This is a genomic window from Pediococcus cellicola, assembly GCF_001438655.1.
Lineage (GTDB): Bacteria > Bacillota > Bacilli > Lactobacillales > Lactobacillaceae > Pediococcus > Pediococcus cellicola.
On sequence record NZ_JQBR01000001.1, the window covers coordinates 83,082 to 100,361 of the forward strand.

A 17,280-nucleotide genomic window follows, 5' to 3' on the forward strand; every position below is an offset into this window, starting at 1 on the left:
GGGTATCATGAAAATTATTTATTTACATCATCCATATGATAAAGAACAGATACCGGATCATCAAGTCGTACTTGCACTAGGCTTTTTTGGTGGTGTACATCGTGGTCATCAAGCAGTGATTAAAAAAGCTCGGATTGAAGCGAATAAACGACAGTTACCACTTGCTGCAATGACATTCGACCATCATCCTTCAGTTGTTTTTCCAAGACCTAAAATGGATAGCTTGAGATATTTAACATCTGTTAAACGAAAAGCGGAGCTAATGTCCCAGTTTGGCGTTGATGTGTTATACGTGGTGAGTTTTACGTCTGCTTTTGCGCATTTAAAGCCACAAGAATTTGTGGATCAATACATGATTGCCTTACATGCTCAAGCTGTTGTCGCGGGATTTGATTATACTTATGGACCACGCGAGATTGCCGATATGACACATTTACCAAAGTACACCAACGGACGTTTGGACATTATTACCGTACCTGAACTTTTACTTGATGGGCAAAAAGTGAGTTCTACACGCATTCGAAAAGATCTTGAAACTGGCAATGTAGATCATGCTAATCATTTTTTGGGCTATGTGTATCAAACCTCAGGATTAGTTGTGCATGGAGAAGCTCGTGGGCGAACACTGGGATTTCCGACCGCCAATGTGGTATCAGACCCTAACGTGCGTATACCCGGTATTGGAATTTATGCCGTTCGGATTAAAATCAATTCCAAATGGTGGCCAGCCATGGCATCAATTGGACGAAACGTGACATTTGGTGAAAATCGTCCGATTACGATTGAAATAAATATTTTCGATTTTAATCAGGAAATTTATGGTGAAACGGTTGATGTTGAGTGGTATCACTATGAACGCGGTGAAATCAAATTTGCTAACGCTACCGATTTAATTGAACAATTAAATAAAGACGAAAAAAATATTCGGCAATATTTCGCGAATTTAAAGATATCGGCGAAAAATGTTTGACTAATGTTGACATTTGATTCTCAATTTGTTATCTTTAATAGTGTCTTAGCACTCCGATGTGCTAAGTGCTAAAAGAGGTGATGGTTTTGCTGACAGACCGCGAGTTAATGATTTTAAAAGCAATCGTTCAAATGTATACGAATGATGGTCAACCGGTGGGCTCGAAAGCGCTAGTTAGCCAGTTGCCAATTAACGTTAGTTCTGCCACAATTAGAAATGAAATGGCAACTCTAGAAGGAATGGGGCTTTTAAAGAAAACACATTCTTCTTCAGGAAGAGTCCCTTCAATTCTTGGCTATCGGTACTATGTGGACCATTTGTTGAAGCCAGATAAGGTTCAGTCAAGCGATTTACGTCGCATTCGCGCTTCGTTTAATCAGCAATTTCAAGAGATTGGTGATATCGTTGCAAAATCAGCGGATATGCTTTCACAATTAACAAGTTATACTGCGTTTACGGTGAAACCGGAACTAAAGGATGCCAAACTTGAAGGCTTTCGTTTGGTACCATTGGGCGGTCATCGTGTCATGGCTATTCTGGTAACAGATAACGGTGATGTTCAGAATCGAACTTTCACGGTGCCGAGAAATGTTGATCCGGAAGCTATTGAGGCTGTTATCAGAATTATCAATGATGAATTAGTTGGCTTGACTTTAGCGGAAGTGTTTCAAAAGCTGAAGACAAGTATTCCAATTCAAATTGGCAAATATATTGAAACACCGGAAGGATTTCTCGACGTGTTTGAAGATGTCTTAAAGAAGTCAGCTACTGAACGTTTTTACGTGGGAGGGCGACTAAATTTATTGGACTTCTCCAAGCAACATGACCCAGGTTCAATCCGTTCGCTATACCAGTTGATGAATCATTCAAGCGATCTTGCTGATGTACTTGGTTCACCAGATCAAAATATTCGCGTCCAAATTGGTAATGAAATAACAAATAATCTATTGAAGAATTATAGCCTCATTACTGCCACGTATGATGTTGATCAACATGGTAAGGGCGTCATTGCGATTCTTGGACCTACCAGCATGCCTTATTCGCGCATGATTGGTTTGGTTGGCGCGTTTAGAACCGAATTGGCTCGACGTTTGATAGATTATTACCACGATATTGATGATATTTGAGAGGTGTGAGCAAGGTGTCTGAAGAAAAGAAAAATGAAGCGCAAAACGATTCAGCCAATTCAAAGACAAAGGATACTAAGCAACAGGCAACGTCGACGGGTAAAGTTGAAAAAAAAGATAAAAAGTCGAAAAAGACTGCTAAAGAAGTAGAAACTTTGAAGACGCAAATTGGTGAGTTGAATGATAAGGTTGATGCCATCACAGATCAGTACATCCGATCTAAAGCAGAAATTGCCAATATTCAAAAACGTAACGAAAAAGAACAAGCTAACCTAGTGAAGTATGACGGACAAAATTTGGCAAAAGATATTCTGCCGGTTATAGATAACTTGGAGCGAGCATTGTCTATTGAAGTTACTGACGAAAATGGCAAGCAACTAAAAAAGGGAATCCAAATGGTTTACGATCTCATGACTAAAGCACTTAAAGATAATCATGTAACTGAAATCGAATCTGTTGGAAAACCTTTTGACCCGCATATTCAACAAGCAGTGCAAACAGTTCCAGCTGAAAAAGGACAAAAGGCTGATCAAGTCGTCCGTGTTTTGCAAAAGGGCTATATGTTAAAAGATCGTGTCTTACGACCAGCAATGGTTGTTGTCACACAATAAATTAAAAAAGAGGGATATTTAAAATGGCAAGCAATAAAATTATTGGAATTGATTTAGGAACCACAAACTCCGCGGTTGCTGTCCTTGAAGGCGATAAACCAAAGATTATTACGAATCCTGAAGGTAGTCGAACAACTCCTTCTGTTGTTTCATTCAAGAATGGCGAAACACAAGTAGGTGAAGTGGCTAAACGTCAGGCAATCACAAATCCAGATACCATTGTTTCAATTAAACGTCATATTGGCGAAAAAGATTACAAAGTTACTGCTGGTGGTAAATCTTATACACCACAGGAAATTTCTGCCATGATTTTGGAATACTTAAAACATTATGCAGAAGATTATCTTGGTGATACAGTCGATAAAGCTGTTATTACTGTACCTGCTTACTTTGATGATTCACAACGTCAGGCCACTAAAGATGCTGGAAAAATTGCTGGTTTAGATGTTAAACGTATTATTAATGAACCAACCGCATCGGCTTTGGCTTACGGGCTTGACAAAAAGGATAAAGACGAAAAAATTCTCGTTTATGACCTTGGTGGCGGAACTTTTGATGTCTCCATTCTTGAATTGGGCGATGGTGTTTTCCAAGTTCTTTCCACAAATGGGGATACTCACCTCGGTGGTGATGACTTTGACCAAAAGATTATCGATTGGTTAGTCGATGAATTTAAGAAAGAAAACGGCGTGGACCTTTCTAAAGATAAGATGGCATTACAACGTTTGAAGGATGCTGCTGAAAAAGCTAAAAAGGATCTTTCGGGTGTTAGTGAAGCTCAAATCAGTTTGCCATTTATTTCTGCAGGCGCTAATGGCCCACTTCATCTTGAAAAAACCTTAACACGTGCACAATTTGATCAAATGACGTCTGATCTTGTTGCTCGTACAAAGACACCGGTGGACAACGCATTACGTGATGCAGGACTCTCAACTGGTGACCTTGATGAGGTTATCCTAAATGGTGGTTCTACTCGTATCCCTGCTGTTCAAGAAGCTGTTAAAAACTGGACTGGTAAAGAACCTAACCACTCCATTAACCCGGATGAAGCAGTTGCCCTTGGTGCCGCTGTTCAAGGTGGTGTGCTAACCGGTGATGTTAAAGACGTTGTTTTGCTTGATGTCACACCGCTTTCATTAGGTATTGAAACCATGGGTGGCGTCTTCACGAAACTGATTGATCGCAACACTACAATCCCAACTAGCAAGTCACAAGTATTCTCAACCGCTGCTGATAATCAGCCAGCTGTAGATATTCATGTCCTACAAGGAGAACGTCCAATGGCTGCTGATGATAAGACCCTTGGAAGGTTCCAATTGACGGACATTCCACCGGCACCACGTGGTGTGCCTCAAATCGAAGTTAAATTCGATATTGATAAAAATGGGATTGTCAATGTTTCTGCAACCGATAAGGGAACCGGCAAAAATCAAAAAATTACGATTAAGAGTTCTTCGGGTCTTTCTGATGAAGAAATTGATCGTATGATGAAAGAAGCCAAAGAAAACGAAGCTGCTGACGAGAAGCGTAAAGAAGAAGTTGATTTGAAGAATGAAGTTGAACAACTAATCTTTACAACTGATAAGACTCTAAAAGAACTTGATGGCAAGGTTTCTAAAGAAGAAATTCAAAAAGCCAAAGATGCTGAGGAAGCTTTGAAGAAGGCTCAAAAAGATAATAACATTGAAGATATGAAGACCAAGAAAGACGATCTGAATAAGATTGTTCAAGATCTTTCCGTTAAATTGTATCAACAAGCACAACAGCAGGAACAAGCTAAAGGTGGCAATTCAAAAGACTCCTCGACATCTGATAAGAAAGATGACAAAGGAACAGTTGATGGCGACTTTGAAGAAGTAGATCCTGACAAAGACAAAGATAATAAGTAATTTAATTACTTAATAGTTAATAAAAAGTCAAAGTCAAATGGACTTTGGCTTTTTATTACATTTGGACTATGATATTCTAAGTTTATCGATAAAAATGGAGGTTCATGATGGCGGAGAATAAAGATTACTATAAAATCCTCGGCGTATCCAAAGATGCATCTGCCGATGAAATAAAAAAAGCGTATCGCAAGTTATCAAAAAAATACCACCCAGACTTAAATAAGGCACCAGGCGCAGAACAAAAGTTTAAGGATGTTAACGAAGCTTATGAAGTTTTAAGTGACGAACAAAAAAGATCGCGTTATGATCAATTCGGTTCTGCTGATGCTAACGCAGGATTTGGTGGTGGTAACGGTGGTTTTAGTTCTGCTGACTTTGGTGGTTTTGGCGGTAACGGCGGATTCGATGATATTTTTAGTCAATTCTTTGGTGGCGGACGTGCGCGCAGTACACAACCTAATCAGCCTCAGCAAGGTGAGGATTTACAGTATCAGATGGACCTTACTTTTGAGGAAGGTGTTTTTGGTAAAAAAACAACTATTAAGTATAATCGTGAAGGATTATGTCAGACTTGTGGGGGTTCCGGGGCTAAACCAGGAACTTCTCCTGTGACGTGTTCAAAATGTCATGGTGCAGGATATATCCAGGTAACCCAAAATACACCACTAGGTAGAATGGTTTCTCAACAGGTCTGTGATGTTTGTCATGGTACTGGGAAAGAAATTAAAGAGAAATGTACAACTTGTCAGGGATCTGGACATGTCAATGAACGCCATGAAGTTAAAGTGACGGTTCCTGCAGGCGTTGAAGATGGTCAACAGATGCGCTTACAAGGGCAAGGAGAAGCAGGTAGAAATGGTGGTGGCTACGGAGACTTATTTATAATTTTCCGTGTAGCACCAAGTAAAATCTTCAAGCGCGATGGTGCAGAAATATTTTTGGATAAAAAAATTAGTTTTGTACAAGCCGCATTGGGCGATGAAATTAAAGTAAAAACTGTTCACGGTGACGTTAAGATGAAAATTCCAGCTGGTACACAGACTGGCACAACGTTCCGCTTACGAGGCAAAGGAGCCCCACGTTTGCGAGGCAATGGCAATGGTGATCAACAAGTAACAGTAATTATTGAAACACCTAAAAATATGAACGCGGGCCAACGTGAGGCAATGCGTGAATTCGCCAAGGCAAGTGGTGAAAAGGTTTCAGGTTCAGGTAAAACGGGTTTTTTTGACAAATTTAAATAATTTTCAAACACGAATGAGAACACCTTGCAAGAAGAGCCCATGAAGGGGAGCTACTTGACAATAGTGTCAAATTCGTGTTTTTTGTATGGTTCGTCAAATGAATTAATTGAGATTGGCCTGAAACGTTGCTATAATAGGATGAATGAAGATACATGAAAGTAGGATGAAAATGCCTGAATATAAAGATTTAAAGGATCGGCAACGTCATATTCGTAATTTTTCCATTGTTGCGCATATTGATCATGGCAAGTCCACGTTGGCGGACCGAATTTTGGAATTAACCGATACGGTAGCAAAACGTGATATGCAAGACCAACTGTTAGATTCAATGGATTTGGAACGTGAACGTGGCATCACCATTAAATTAAATGCAGTTGAATTACATTATAAAGCTAAAAATGGTGAAACTTATATTTTCCATTTAATTGATACGCCAGGACATGTAGATTTTTCGTATGAAGTTTCCCGTAGTCTTGCTGCTTGTGAAGGAGCCGTATTAGTAGTTGATGCTGCACAAGGGGTTGAGGCACAAACACTGGCCAACGTTTATTTGGCTTTAGATGATGATTTGGAAATTGTCCCCGTTATCAATAAAATCGACTTACCGTCCGCTGATCCAGAGCGTGTACGTGAGGAAATCGAAGATGTGATTGGATTAGATGCTTCAGATGCCGTATTAGCCAGTGCCAAAAAGGGGATTGGAATATCTGAATTGTTGGAGCAAATTGTGGCGAAGGTGCCAGAACCCACAGGTGATTTAGAAGCACCATTAAAAGCTTTAATTTTTGATTCCAAGTACGATGATTATCGTGGTGTTGTGCTAAGTGTTCGGGTTGTTGAAGGTATGGTTAAGGCTGGAGACCGCATTCGCCTCATGAATGGTGGTACGGAGTATGAAGTCAATGAAGTTGGTGTCAACTCACCTAAACCAATTAAAAGAGATTATTTGATGGCTGGTGATGTGGGCTACCTGACAGCTAGTATCAAAGATATCAAGGATACGCGGGTGGGTGATACGGTGACGGATGCCGTTCATCCCGCAAAAGAAGCCCTTCGCGGCTATCGCGAGATGAATCCGATGGTGTACGCGGGTTTATACCCAACTGATAATGCCAAGTTTAATGATTTGCGTGAAGCCCTTGAAAAGCTTCAATTGAATGATGCAGCCTTAGAATTTGAACCAGAATCTTCACAAGCATTAGGCTTCGGCTTTCGTTGTGGTTTTTTAGGTTTGTTGCATATGGATGTTGTACAAGAGCGATTAGAGCGTGAGTTTAACCTAGATCTTATTACCACTGCGCCATCTGTGACTTATCGTGCTGAATTGACTGATGGCACGACGAAAGTAGTTGAGAATCCTTCAGAGATGCCTGACGCTGCCACAATCAAAGCTATCAATGAACCATTTGTCAAAGCCTCAATAATGGTTCCTAATGATTATGTGGGTCCCGTCATGGAACTTTGCCAGCATCGGCGCGGCATATTTGATACTATGGACTACCTAGACAAATTCCGGGTCAACGTGATCTACTATATCCCTCTGTCAGAAATCATTTTTGACTTTTTTGATAAATTAAAATCTGGGACACATGGGTATGCATCTTTGGATTATGAATTAGCTGATTATCGTCCAAGTGACTTGGTTAAAATTGATATTCTTTTAAATAGTAAAAAAGTGGATGCACTTAGTTTTATTGCTCATCGTGATTTTGCGCAACAACGTGCAATTGAAATTACAAGTCGTTTGAAAAAAATTATTCCACGACAAAATTTTGAAATTCCAATTCAAGCTGCAATTGGCGTCAAAATCATTTCACGAACCAATATCAAAGCTTATCGGAAAGATGTCACTTCTAAAATTCATACTGGAGATCCCGATCGACGTGCTAAGCTTTTAGATAAACAAAAACGAGGCAAAAAGAGAATGAAAGCCGTCGGAACTGTTGAAATTCCTCAAGAAGCATTCATGGCTGTTTTGAAGACTGATACCGAACAAAATGAGAAATAAGCTAGTTCATTACACTATTATGGATTGGATTGTACTTATTTAGTTTATAAATGATAATTAATGTTTAAGTTGCTGATATTGGTTTACATTTCGCAAGGAATAGATTAATATAATGGATATCTAGAACAAATCGAATGCTTTAATTAATTTTTTTGGAGGTGGTATTATTTTAAAACGAACAAAGCAATTTATGAACTCCAATAAATATAGATATGAAAAACATTACATTCGACCACTTATGGCACCTGAAAATGTTTATGTCTTTAAATTTGGCAAAGACGAACTTAATAATCGTTTAATCATTAAATATTCCCATACATGGACGGGACGCATTAAGATTAATGAGATAGATTTGCGTTTGCATAAGCAACAACATCCACGTATATTTAAACGAGAATCTGAGTTGATCAAGTATTTGAAACAACATTTTGCGCAGCAAAAAAAGGTGTCTGAAAGTAATGGCAAACACTAATAGTGTCAAAAATAACAATTAGTCCAAAATACTAATTGTTATTTTTATACGCTGAAAAGTTGACCAAACTAGAGATAAGGGATTAAATAGGTTGACCTGGTCGAAGTTAAAGTGTATCTTAATTGTAATGAAACCTTTAACGCTGTCCTGTGAGACTTCAAAGGTTGGTCCAGAATAAGTGAATCCTAAACTATTATTCTACCCCTTTGAGTTGAAACAGCTCATTGGGGTTTTAATTATTTAGGAGGGTTAAAATGGCAGAGACAAACAATTTTCACAACGATGACGTGGTGTTAGATATTCATGACCGGCCAACTTTAGGGCATTGGATAGGGTTATCTGTTCAGCATATGTTTGCAATGTTTGGATCAACAGTTTTAGTACCAATTTTAGTAGGTTTAAATCCTGGGATTGCCCTTTTCAGTTCGGGAGTTGGCACACTGATCTATATTTTAATCACTAGGGGAAAAATTCCTGCTTATATGGGTTCTAGCTTTTCTTTTATTGTACCGATGGTGGCGTTGATGAAGACGACCGGCTATCCTGGAATAGCGCAAGGGACGGTTGCTGTTGGTCTTGTCTATCTATTGGTAGCCCTATTAGTGAGTTTTATCGGCTCGGACTGGATCAATAAATTGTTGCCTCCGATTGTGGTTGGCCCCATTGTAATGGTAATTGGCCTATCTTTAGCAGGAACTGCGGCAACTGATGCCACAATGCGAACATTAGCCTCCGGAACCACGACTTATGATTGGCGGTACTTTATGGTGGCACTGGTCACTTTGTTAGTGACAATTGGATTTAATATGTTTCTAAAAGGATTCATCAGCTTAATTCCAATCTTATTAGGTATTATCGTGGGTTATTTATTAGCTGTAGTCGTTGGTATTGTCGATTTCAGTGGCGTTATGGCTGCTGCTTGGTTCTCGCTTCCAAAATTTCAAATTCCATTTTTAACTTATCATTTGCATTTTTACTGGGGTGCGGTTCTGAGTCTGGCACCTATTGCTTTTGTCACGATGACAGAGCATACTGGTCACATTATGGTGCTAAACAAACTCACTAAACGTAACTTTTTCGAAGATCCAGGCCTGAATCACACACTGGCTGGAGATGGTATGGCTTCGGTTATTGCTGGATTTGTTGGTGGGCCACCCGTAACGAGCTATGGCGAAAATATTGGCGTGCTTGCAATTACAAAAGTGCATAGTGTGTATGTACTTGCTGGTGCCGGTGTATTCGCAATTATCTTTAGTTTTATTGGTAAACTCAGTGCTTTAATTCAAAGTATTCCTTCCCCCGTAATTGGGGGGATTAGCTTCTTGTTATTTGGTACTATTGCAGCTAATGGTTTACGCGTGTTAATTGATGAAAAGGTTGACTTTAATCGTAAAAAGAATCTTATGGTTGCTTCATCAATTTTGGTTATTGGCATTGGCAACGCCTATCTACAAATTTCTCAATACAAGTTTTCTGGCTTAGCTGTAGCAACGGTGTTAGGCATTTTCTTAAACCTCGTGTTGCCAGAAAAAGCTGTTAGTGAAAAAGAATTTGAGCAAAAACATTAGAAGGTACTTTATAAGATGTCATCATCAGAATTTGATTCTCAACAAGGATCAAATTCTTTTTTTGCTTTCTAAGATTGTAAAGCTGTAAAATATACTTAATGCAAAGTTTTGAAACTGATGGGATGAATTGAACATGCAAACTAGTTTTGATCAGGTACATACTTTTTTAACCAATGGCTCCACGGCACAAATTGCACAGCGACTTTTGGGTAAATGCTTGCGTTTTCAGTCCGCGACTGGTATTCTGACAGCTTATATAGTTGAGGATGAAGCCTATATTGGCCCAAAAGACCAAGCAGCGCATGCTTATAAAAATCATAGAACACCCAAAAACGAGCCCTTATACCATGAAGCGGGGACAATTTATATTTACCAAATGCGGACACAACTTCTTTTAAACCTTATTACTCAGGCAAAAAATGATCCGCAAGGGGTACTTATCCGGGCGGTTCAACCGGATGCTGGGTTGATAAAGTTCCAACAAAATCGGCCCGACAAATCATCTTTTGAATTAACCAATGGTCCTGGTAAATTAATGCAGGCATTCGGTATTCCAAAGAGACTTAAGGGAACCCATTTAAATGAGGGACCACTGAGCCTAGATCTTACCCAGTTTAAAATGCCACGTAAAATCGAAGCGAGCAGTCGAATTGGGGTTCCTAATAAAGGAATTTGGACGGATGAACCTTTACGCTACTTTGTTAAGGGAAATCCTTATGTTTCAAGAATGCGAAAACGTGAAGTAGACTTAATCAATTATGGTTGGCAATAGAAAGGAATTTGAATATGAAATGGACAGAAGTCATTGTACAAACATCAAACGAAGCAGTTTCAGCCGTCAGTAATATTCTTCAAGAAGCTGGATCAAAAGGTGTCAAAATTGAAGATGCCGCTGACTATAAGAAATTGCGTGCGGGTCAATTTGGTGAAATTCTTGATTTAGCTGAAATTCCACACATTGAAACAGGCGCATTAGTGACTGGCTATTATCCAGAGTCGATGCCAATTGATGACGTAATTAGCCAGGTAACCCAGCAAGTTAAACAGTTAAGTCGTTATGGTTTAGATGCCTCTCCTGGTAAAGTCTTACAAAAGCCATTAGTTGAAACGCAATGGCAAACGGCTTGGAAAAAATACTATCACCCGGTCCGAATTACGCGCAATTTGACGGTTGTTCCAGAATGGGAAAATTACCAAAAGTCATTTCCTGAAGAAAAAATCCTGAAGTTGGATCCAGGAATGGCTTTTGGAACAGGGACACACCCAACCACACAGCTTTGTCTACAAGCCTTAGAAATGTTTTTGCGTGGAGGTGAAACCCTTATTGATGTCGGCACAGGATCAGGCGTTTTAAGTATTGCGGCAAGTAAAATGGGAGCAAACAAAATTTTGGCTTACGATTTGGACGAAGTTGCAGTGCAATCCGCGTTAGATAATTTACAGCTCAATCCGGATGTGAAAAACGTGACGGTTCAGGCTAATGATCTTTTATCTGGTATTCAGGTACGAGCAGACATGATTGTGGCTAATATTCTTGCAGAAATTATTGAGCCTTTAATCCCACAAGCAAAAGCATGTTTAAAACCAGGTGGCGTTTTTATCACTTCAGGAATTATTAAAGAAAAATTACCAAACATCTGCCAAGGACTAAAAAAAGACAATTTTGAGATCATCGAAATTTTGCAAATGAAAGATTGGCGTGCTATTGTAGCAAAAAGACCATTAGAAAAGGAGTAGGCCAATGCAACGTTATTTTACGGACTATCCCATTCAAAAAAATGTTTCTTTTTTAGTGAGCGGCAATAATTTTCATCATTTAATTATTGTGATGCGCTCTAAAGTGGGTGATGAGGCAGAATTTGTTGCTAAAAATCACAAAGTATTTATTGGCAAAATTTTAGCGACTGCAGACCAACAGGCAGAGATTTTGCCCATTACTGAGCTTAAAAACTCTGCCGAACTTCCAGTTGAAGTGACAATTGCGTGTGGTATCTCTAAGGGAGACAAGAGTGAGTATATCGTACAAAAGAGCACGGAACTAGGTGCCTGTCATTTCGTCTTCTTACCAACTGCTTTTTCGGTCGCTAAATGGCCGGCTAAAAAAATTAATCGAAAAATCGAGCGCTTACAGAAAGTGGCTAAATCAGCGGCTGAACAGTCTCACAGGAATTATGTTCCCACGGTGACCTATGTCAACAGCTTGCAGGAGTTAAAGCAACTTCCTGCTGCATTCAAAATCGTTGCCTACGAAGAATCCGCGAAAAATGGTGAACACACTCAGCTGCATCACCAAATTGAGCAAATGCAGTCCAATAGTACCGTTTTAAGTTTGTTTGGTCCTGAAGGTGGATTGGCGCCAAATGAGGTTACACAGCTACAGGATGCGGGTTTTACAAGTGTGGGATTAGGACCAAGAATTTTGCGTGCAGAGACGGCGCCGTTATATTTACTAACTGCTATTTCGGTTTACAAAGAAATGCGGTAAAATCAAGTAATACACTTTAAGAATATGTAGGGAGGGATAACTTTGAATAAAACCTTAAAATTTTTTGTCCAAATAAAATGGCGGTATTGGCTAGCAGGGATTGTTTTTGGCTTTGTCTTACCGTTTGTTTTACATATTACAAGTGCCTCGCACGTTTTTATCGACCTATGGTTTCTCATGATTATTAACACATTAGCGGCCATAATTTTGGGGTCGTTAATTAAGGCTAATCGCGTGCATTGGGTCTTATTATGGCTATTTCCACTATTCTTTTTACTTGGGGTTCATTTCTTTTTACCCAATTATGCTTACTACTTTACGATTATCTATTTGAGTACCAGTTATATTGCTTATGGATTAACAAGTTAATCAACTAACTTTAAACAAGGGGGCTTAGTTATGTCGCAAGAACCAGTACTTTCTGCACAAGATGTCTTAAATATGTGTCGAAAATATATGAATAAAGACCATGTGGCAATTGTGCAAAAAGCATGTGATTTTGCCACCTATGTACACCAAGACCAATATCGGCAATCGGGTGAACCATACATCATGCATCCCATTCAAGTTGCCGGTATTCTGGCAGATCTGAGAATGGATCCAGCAACAATTTGTGCGGGATTTCTGCACGATACTGTTGAAGACACATTAATTACTTTGGGAGATATTGAAGAACTATTCGGACACGATGTTGCCGTTATTGTTGACGGTGTTTCAAAAATTAGCAAAATTCGTTACAAATCAAACCAAGAACAGCTTGCCGAGAATCATCGTAAGTTGCTCTTAGCTATGTCTAAAGATATTCGAGTGATTATTGTTAAATTAGCAGATCGGTTGCATAATATGCGTACACTTGAACATTTACGACCTGATAAGCAGCGCCGAATTGCAAACGAAACACTTGAAATCTATGCACCATTGGCAGATCGACTAGGAATTAGTACCATTAAATGGGAATTAGAGGATATTTCTTTACGTTATTTAAATCCGCAACAGTATTACCGAATTGCGCATTTAATGAATTCTCGTCGTGATCAACGTGAAGAGTATATTTCACTTGCAATCAAAGATATCAAGAAAGCACTTGATGCGCTAAATTTGCATGAAATTGATATTTATGGTCGCCCCAAGCACATCTATTCTATTTATCGAAAAATGGTGGATCAACATAAGCAGTTTAGTCAAATTTACGATTTATTAGCCATTCGAGTAATCACGCCTTCAATTAAAGATTGTTATGCCGTCTTGGGAGCCATCCACACGCGCTGGAGACCTATGCCGGGTCGTTTTAAGGACTACATTGCAATGCCAAAGGCAAATATGTATCAATCATTGCATACTACAGTGGTAGGCCCTGAAGGGAAACCACTAGAAGTGCAAATCAGAACCGAAGAAATGCATCGTGTCGCTGAATATGGTGTTGCAGCTCATTGGGCTTACAAAGAAGGAAAAACTGACAAAGTTAAAACTTCTGACACAGGTAAAAAACTAAATTGGTTTAAAGAAATTGTTGAACTGCAGGATGAGAGTAAAGATGCGGCTGATTTTATGGATTCCGTCAAAGGAGATTTGTTTGGCGATCGGGTGTATGCTTTCACTCCCAAGGGTGATGTCTTTGAGTTGCCAAAGGGTGCTGGGCCTCTTGATATGGCCTACACCATTCATACTGAGATTGGCAACAAGACTACCGGTGCGAAAGTAAATGGCAAGATTGTACCGTTAGATTATAAAATCAAAAATGGAGATATTGTGGACATTCTGACCTCTTCAAGTTCAGCGGGCCCTAGCCGAGACTGGATCAATTTGGTTTCAACGCGTCGTGCGCGCAACAAAATTAAGCAATTTTTCCGACAACAAGATCGTTCTGAAAACATTGAAAAAGGTCATGAGATAATTGAACATCAATTAAAGCAAACTGGCTTTGATCCTGTTGAAATTTTGGACAATCACAAACTTGAAAAGGTGGCAAATAAACTTCATTACAGTTCTGTTGATGACATGTATGCCGCAATTGGATTTGGAGATTTACCTCCTGTTGGTGTGGCTAATCGGTTAACTGACGATGTTCGTGCGAAACGAGAAGAAGATCGAAAGCGACAAGAAGAACGAGAATTACTCGAAGAACATCAAACCATTTCCAATGATAATGAAAGTGAAAAGGAACGTAAGAAAAAGAGTTCTTCCAGTGGTATTATCATTGAAGGCGCTGATAACTTACTGGTACGTTTAAGTCATTGTTGCAATCCTGTTCCAGGCGACCCTATTGTGGGCTACATCACAAAAGGGCGTGGCGTGTCTGTACATCGTACGGATTGTCCAAATGTAGCTCATGCGGAATCTCAGGATGAACGTTTGATTGGCGTTGAGTGGGAAGCTCCTAGTGACTCACGCAACAATTATTCAGCCGATTTAGAGGTTCAAGGCTATAATCGAAATGGCATGTTAAATGATATTCTGAAAAAAGTTAATAATACAACACGGTATTTAAATTCAGTGAACGGGAAAGTAGACCACAATCGGATGGTTACAATTAGTTTGACAGTTGGCGTTCGAAACCTGGAACATTTGAATCATATTATCGATAGCTTGAAAACGGTTAAGGATGTTTATGTAGTTAAACGCCCTACACATTAAGTTTACAATAAGGCATTCAGGTCGAATCAAATTATCTAATTGGTTCGGTTTGATGTCTTTTCTATTACATAAGGAGAGACAGAAGACATGAAAGTAGTTTTGCAACGTGTGAAGCACGCGCAAGTCAGCGTTGAAAATCGGATCATCGGAAAAATTAATCAAGGATATTTACTATTAGTTGGTTTCGAAGATTCCGACACAGAAACGCAATTGGATTACGTTGTTCACAAAATTTGCCATCTTCGCATATTTGAAGATGAAAATCAAAAAATGAATCTCGATATTCAACAGGTTGGAGGAAGTATCTTATCAGTTTCGCAATTTACGCTTTATGCAAGTACAAGACATGGGAACCGTCCCAGTTTTACGGCAGCAGGTGACCCTGATCATGCCAAACGATGTTTTGCTCGGTTTAATGAAAAATTAAAGCAGACTGAAATTCCGTTAGCAACGGGTGAATTTGGAGCAAATATGCAGGTTGACTTACAAAATGATGGTCCTGTAACCATTATTTTGGATACGGATCAACTTTAAAGGGGGAGACCAAATTGGATTTATTTTGGGATTTTGATGGGACCTTGTTTGATACGTATCCTGTTATGGTAAAAAGCTTTCAAAAAACTTTGACTCATTTTGGTGTTACAAATTTCAACAGCATTGAAATTTATCAAACCATGCGACAATATTCATTAGGAAAAGCGATTGACAAGTACCGTCCTAAGCAAACGTCAAGTTCGATATTTCGAACTAGTTATCGCCGCGTTGAAGATCAATACTTAAATCAGGCGAAACCCTTTGACAATGCTTTAAAGGTTTGTCAAAGAAATGTACAGGCCAGTGGACGCAATTTTTTGTTAACTCACCGCAACGACCAAGCAAAGCAATTGCTAGATGACTATAAATTCACATCTCTATTTAGTGGTTTTGTGACTGAAAATGATCATTTTCCAAGAAAGCCGGATCCGGCTTCATTAGTCTATTTAATCCAAAAGTTTCAGGTAAACAAAAAAGCTGCCATCATGATTGGAGATCGAAATCTCGACATTTTGGCAGCCCACAACGCTGGTATTAAAGGTATTCTTTTTGATCCAGATAATTGCGTTTTAGTAGAAAGTGCGCCGGAGCGACAAATTCAGCAATTATCAGAATTATTATCCGAAATTTAGTGATTGTTTAATTGTTCGAGAAAAATTGATTTAAACCAGTGGCAATGGCCTGAGATACTTGCTTACGGTAATGATGGCTACTGATTTGACGAAAGTCCTTGTTGGTATTAATGTAGCCACCTTCGATGAGAAGCGCGGGTCTGTAGTTGTCGCGAATCACTTCAAAGTCGCCAAATTGAACGCCACGATTATCTAAAGCAATTTTTTCTTTTAGCCGGGCATTAATAATTTGTGCTAAGCGCAGAGAAGTATCTTTATGGTAATAATAGGTCGTATCGCCAGACCCGGAATTATTTGTTGGTGCCGAATCATAATGGAAGCTGATAAAAGCATCTGCCTTATGTTTATTTGCTAACGCTGGCCTTGGTGCTAAGCCGACGTACACGTCAGATGATCGAGTCATGAAAACCCGTGCTCCTCTGTTTTCAAGAGCCTTTTTAACGGCTTGAGCAGTTTTTAAGGTGTATGTTTTTTCTTCGTGCTTTTGGTTAATCCCTAAAGCACCAGAATCGTTACCACCGTGCCCCGGGTCAAGTACAATCGTGGCTTCTGATAAATTGGTAGCTTTTTGCGCTGGAAAAGTCCGGTTCGTAAGCCATTGGGGGATCCAACCAAAATGATGGTCATGGTACCGAACTCGGATCCAGCCATTTTTGTTTTTTAATACGGTAACGCGGGTGTCTTCGCTTAGTGACCCTACCTTTTTGTAAGATAATGCGGGACCTGTACGTACAGCAACTTGGTCTAAGCCTACACGGACGGTTTTGTCCATAAAGAGCATCCTAGTTAACAGGACAGTTATTATTAAAAAGAAAAAAACAATCAGCAATTGATAACGATTATTTCTGATTGTATGCAAGATTTTATTGGTCATAGGCAATACTCCGTTTTTTAAGCTTCTTTTCATTATTATATACCAGATAGAGTTAAAATAGGGATATTTATCGAAGAGCTCTTGACAGAAAGGCCAGAGTTTAGTAATTTTAATGGTAGTTTCATATTAAAGCCAAAGACAAAGAATAGTAGGCAGTTACCTTTTTCAGAGAACCCAAGAATGCTGCGATTGGGTAGAGGGTCTGCCAAAAGACACTTTCGAGGTGGACCTG

16 protein-coding genes and 1 other annotated feature (1 of these 17 cut by a window edge) are annotated in these 17,280 nt (G+C 39.3%); of the genes, 15 read left to right on the forward strand and 1 reads right to left on the reverse strand.

Annotated elements, in window-relative coordinates:
- Positions 1-7: 7 nt before the first annotated feature.
- From ribF to IV80_RS00470, 15 genes are all read left to right on the forward strand, one after another.
- Positions 8-970 carry a riboflavin biosynthesis protein RibF gene (ribF, locus tag IV80_RS00400; RefSeq protein ID WP_057747895.1) on the forward strand — a complete coding sequence of 321 codons (963 nt, stop codon included), beginning with the start codon at positions 8-10 and terminating at the stop codon, positions 968-970.
- Positions 971-1,050: 80 nt separating this feature from the next.
- The gene (gene hrcA / locus IV80_RS00405) at positions 1,051-2,097 is read left to right on the forward strand and encodes a heat-inducible transcriptional repressor HrcA (protein ID WP_057747897.1); all 1,047 of its coding nucleotides are present in this window, start codon (positions 1,051-1,053) and stop codon (positions 2,095-2,097) included.
- Positions 2,098-2,111: 14 nt separating this feature from the next.
- On the forward strand, positions 2,112-2,708 hold the full coding sequence (gene grpE, locus IV80_RS00410) for a nucleotide exchange factor GrpE (protein ID WP_057747900.1): 597 nt from the start codon (positions 2,112-2,114) through the stop codon (positions 2,706-2,708).
- 23 nt (positions 2,709-2,731) lie between these two features.
- Positions 2,732-4,597: a molecular chaperone DnaK gene (gene dnaK / locus IV80_RS00415; protein WP_057747903.1), complete on the forward strand. Its 1,866-nt coding sequence runs from the start codon at positions 2,732-2,734 to the stop codon at positions 4,595-4,597.
- A 107-nt stretch (positions 4,598-4,704) separates the two neighbouring features.
- Positions 4,705-5,841, forward strand: coding sequence for a molecular chaperone DnaJ (dnaJ, locus tag IV80_RS00420; protein WP_057747906.1), 1,137 nt, complete (start codon positions 4,705-4,707; stop codon positions 5,839-5,841).
- A gap of 169 nt (positions 5,842-6,010) precedes the next feature.
- Positions 6,011-7,849 (forward strand): translation elongation factor 4, encoded by a 1,839-nt coding sequence (lepA, locus tag IV80_RS00425; RefSeq protein WP_057748604.1) that lies wholly within the window; start codon positions 6,011-6,013, stop codon positions 7,847-7,849.
- 166 nt (positions 7,850-8,015) lie between these two features.
- Positions 8,016-8,321: a hypothetical protein gene (locus tag IV80_RS00430; RefSeq protein WP_186806034.1), complete on the forward strand. Its 306-nt coding sequence runs from the start codon at positions 8,016-8,018 to the stop codon at positions 8,319-8,321.
- A 254-nt stretch (positions 8,322-8,575) separates the two neighbouring features.
- The gene (locus IV80_RS00435) at positions 8,576-9,889 is read left to right on the forward strand and encodes a uracil-xanthine permease family protein (protein WP_057747910.1); all 1,314 of its coding nucleotides are present in this window, start codon (positions 8,576-8,578) and stop codon (positions 9,887-9,889) included.
- A gap of 133 nt (positions 9,890-10,022) precedes the next feature.
- Positions 10,023-10,661, forward strand: coding sequence for a DNA-3-methyladenine glycosylase (locus IV80_RS00440; RefSeq protein WP_057747913.1), 639 nt, complete (start codon positions 10,023-10,025; stop codon positions 10,659-10,661).
- Positions 10,662-10,675: 14 nt separating this feature from the next.
- Complete coding sequence (gene prmA / locus IV80_RS00445; protein ID WP_057747916.1) at positions 10,676-11,626, forward strand: 50S ribosomal protein L11 methyltransferase; 951 nt, start codon at positions 10,676-10,678, stop codon at positions 11,624-11,626.
- Positions 11,627-11,630: 4 nt separating this feature from the next.
- Positions 11,631-12,374 carry a 16S rRNA (uracil(1498)-N(3))-methyltransferase gene (locus IV80_RS00450; RefSeq protein ID WP_057747919.1) on the forward strand — a complete coding sequence of 248 codons (744 nt, stop codon included), beginning with the start codon at positions 11,631-11,633 and terminating at the stop codon, positions 12,372-12,374.
- Between the two features lie 42 nt (positions 12,375-12,416).
- Entirely contained in the window at positions 12,417-12,743 is a 327-nt protein-coding gene (locus IV80_RS00455; protein WP_057747920.1) for a hypothetical protein, read from the forward strand.
- Between the two features lie 30 nt (positions 12,744-12,773).
- The gene (locus IV80_RS00460; RefSeq protein WP_057747923.1) at positions 12,774-15,008 is read left to right on the forward strand and encodes a RelA/SpoT family protein; all 2,235 of its coding nucleotides are present in this window, start codon (positions 12,774-12,776) and stop codon (positions 15,006-15,008) included.
- Between the two features lie 87 nt (positions 15,009-15,095).
- Positions 15,096-15,542 carry a D-aminoacyl-tRNA deacylase gene (dtd, locus tag IV80_RS00465; RefSeq protein WP_057747926.1) on the forward strand — a complete coding sequence of 149 codons (447 nt, stop codon included), beginning with the start codon at positions 15,096-15,098 and terminating at the stop codon, positions 15,540-15,542.
- Between the two features lie 14 nt (positions 15,543-15,556).
- Complete coding sequence (locus IV80_RS00470) at positions 15,557-16,174, forward strand: HAD-IA family hydrolase (RefSeq protein ID WP_057747929.1); 618 nt, start codon at positions 15,557-15,559, stop codon at positions 16,172-16,174.
- Between the two features lie 7 nt (positions 16,175-16,181).
- Here IV80_RS00470 and IV80_RS00475 read toward each other — a convergent pair whose 3' ends face one another.
- A complete protein-coding gene (locus IV80_RS00475; RefSeq protein WP_057747932.1) occupies positions 16,182-17,048 on the reverse strand; it encodes an N-acetylmuramoyl-L-alanine amidase family protein in 867 nt (288 codons plus the stop codon).
- 126 nt (positions 17,049-17,174) lie between these two features.
- Positions 17,175-17,280, forward strand: a binding site (T-box leader) (it continues 74 nt past the right edge of the window).

What these genes read in the sequence shown, in the direction of transcription:
- IV80_RS00460 (WP_057747923.1), top strand. Translation starts at nt 12,774, where the DNA reads ATGTCGCAAGAACCAGTACTTTCTGCACAAGATGTCTTAAATATGTGT.
- dnaJ (WP_057747906.1), top strand. Translation starts at nt 4,705, where the DNA reads ATGGCGGAGAATAAAGATTACTATAAAATCCTCGGCGTATCCAAAGAT.
- lepA (WP_057748604.1), top strand. Translation starts at nt 6,011, where the DNA reads ATGCCTGAATATAAAGATTTAAAGGATCGGCAACGTCATATTCGTAAT.
- dtd (WP_057747926.1), top strand. Translation starts at nt 15,096, where the DNA reads ATGAAAGTAGTTTTGCAACGTGTGAAGCACGCGCAAGTCAGCGTTGAA.
- IV80_RS00475 (WP_057747932.1), bottom strand. Translation starts at nt 17,048, where the DNA reads ATGACCAATAAAATCTTGCATACAATCAGAAATAATCGTTATCAATTG.
- dnaK (WP_057747903.1), top strand. Translation starts at nt 2,732, where the DNA reads ATGGCAAGCAATAAAATTATTGGAATTGATTTAGGAACCACAAACTCC.
- prmA (WP_057747916.1), top strand. Translation starts at nt 10,676, where the DNA reads ATGAAATGGACAGAAGTCATTGTACAAACATCAAACGAAGCAGTTTCA.
- IV80_RS00450 (WP_057747919.1), top strand. Translation starts at nt 11,631, where the DNA reads ATGCAACGTTATTTTACGGACTATCCCATTCAAAAAAATGTTTCTTTT.
- IV80_RS00440 (WP_057747913.1), top strand. Translation starts at nt 10,023, where the DNA reads ATGCAAACTAGTTTTGATCAGGTACATACTTTTTTAACCAATGGCTCC.
- IV80_RS00435 (WP_057747910.1), top strand. Translation starts at nt 8,576, where the DNA reads ATGGCAGAGACAAACAATTTTCACAACGATGACGTGGTGTTAGATATT.
- hrcA (WP_057747897.1), top strand. Translation starts at nt 1,051, where the DNA reads ATGGTTTTGCTGACAGACCGCGAGTTAATGATTTTAAAAGCAATCGTT.
- ribF (WP_057747895.1), top strand. Translation starts at nt 8, where the DNA reads ATGAAAATTATTTATTTACATCATCCATATGATAAAGAACAGATACCG.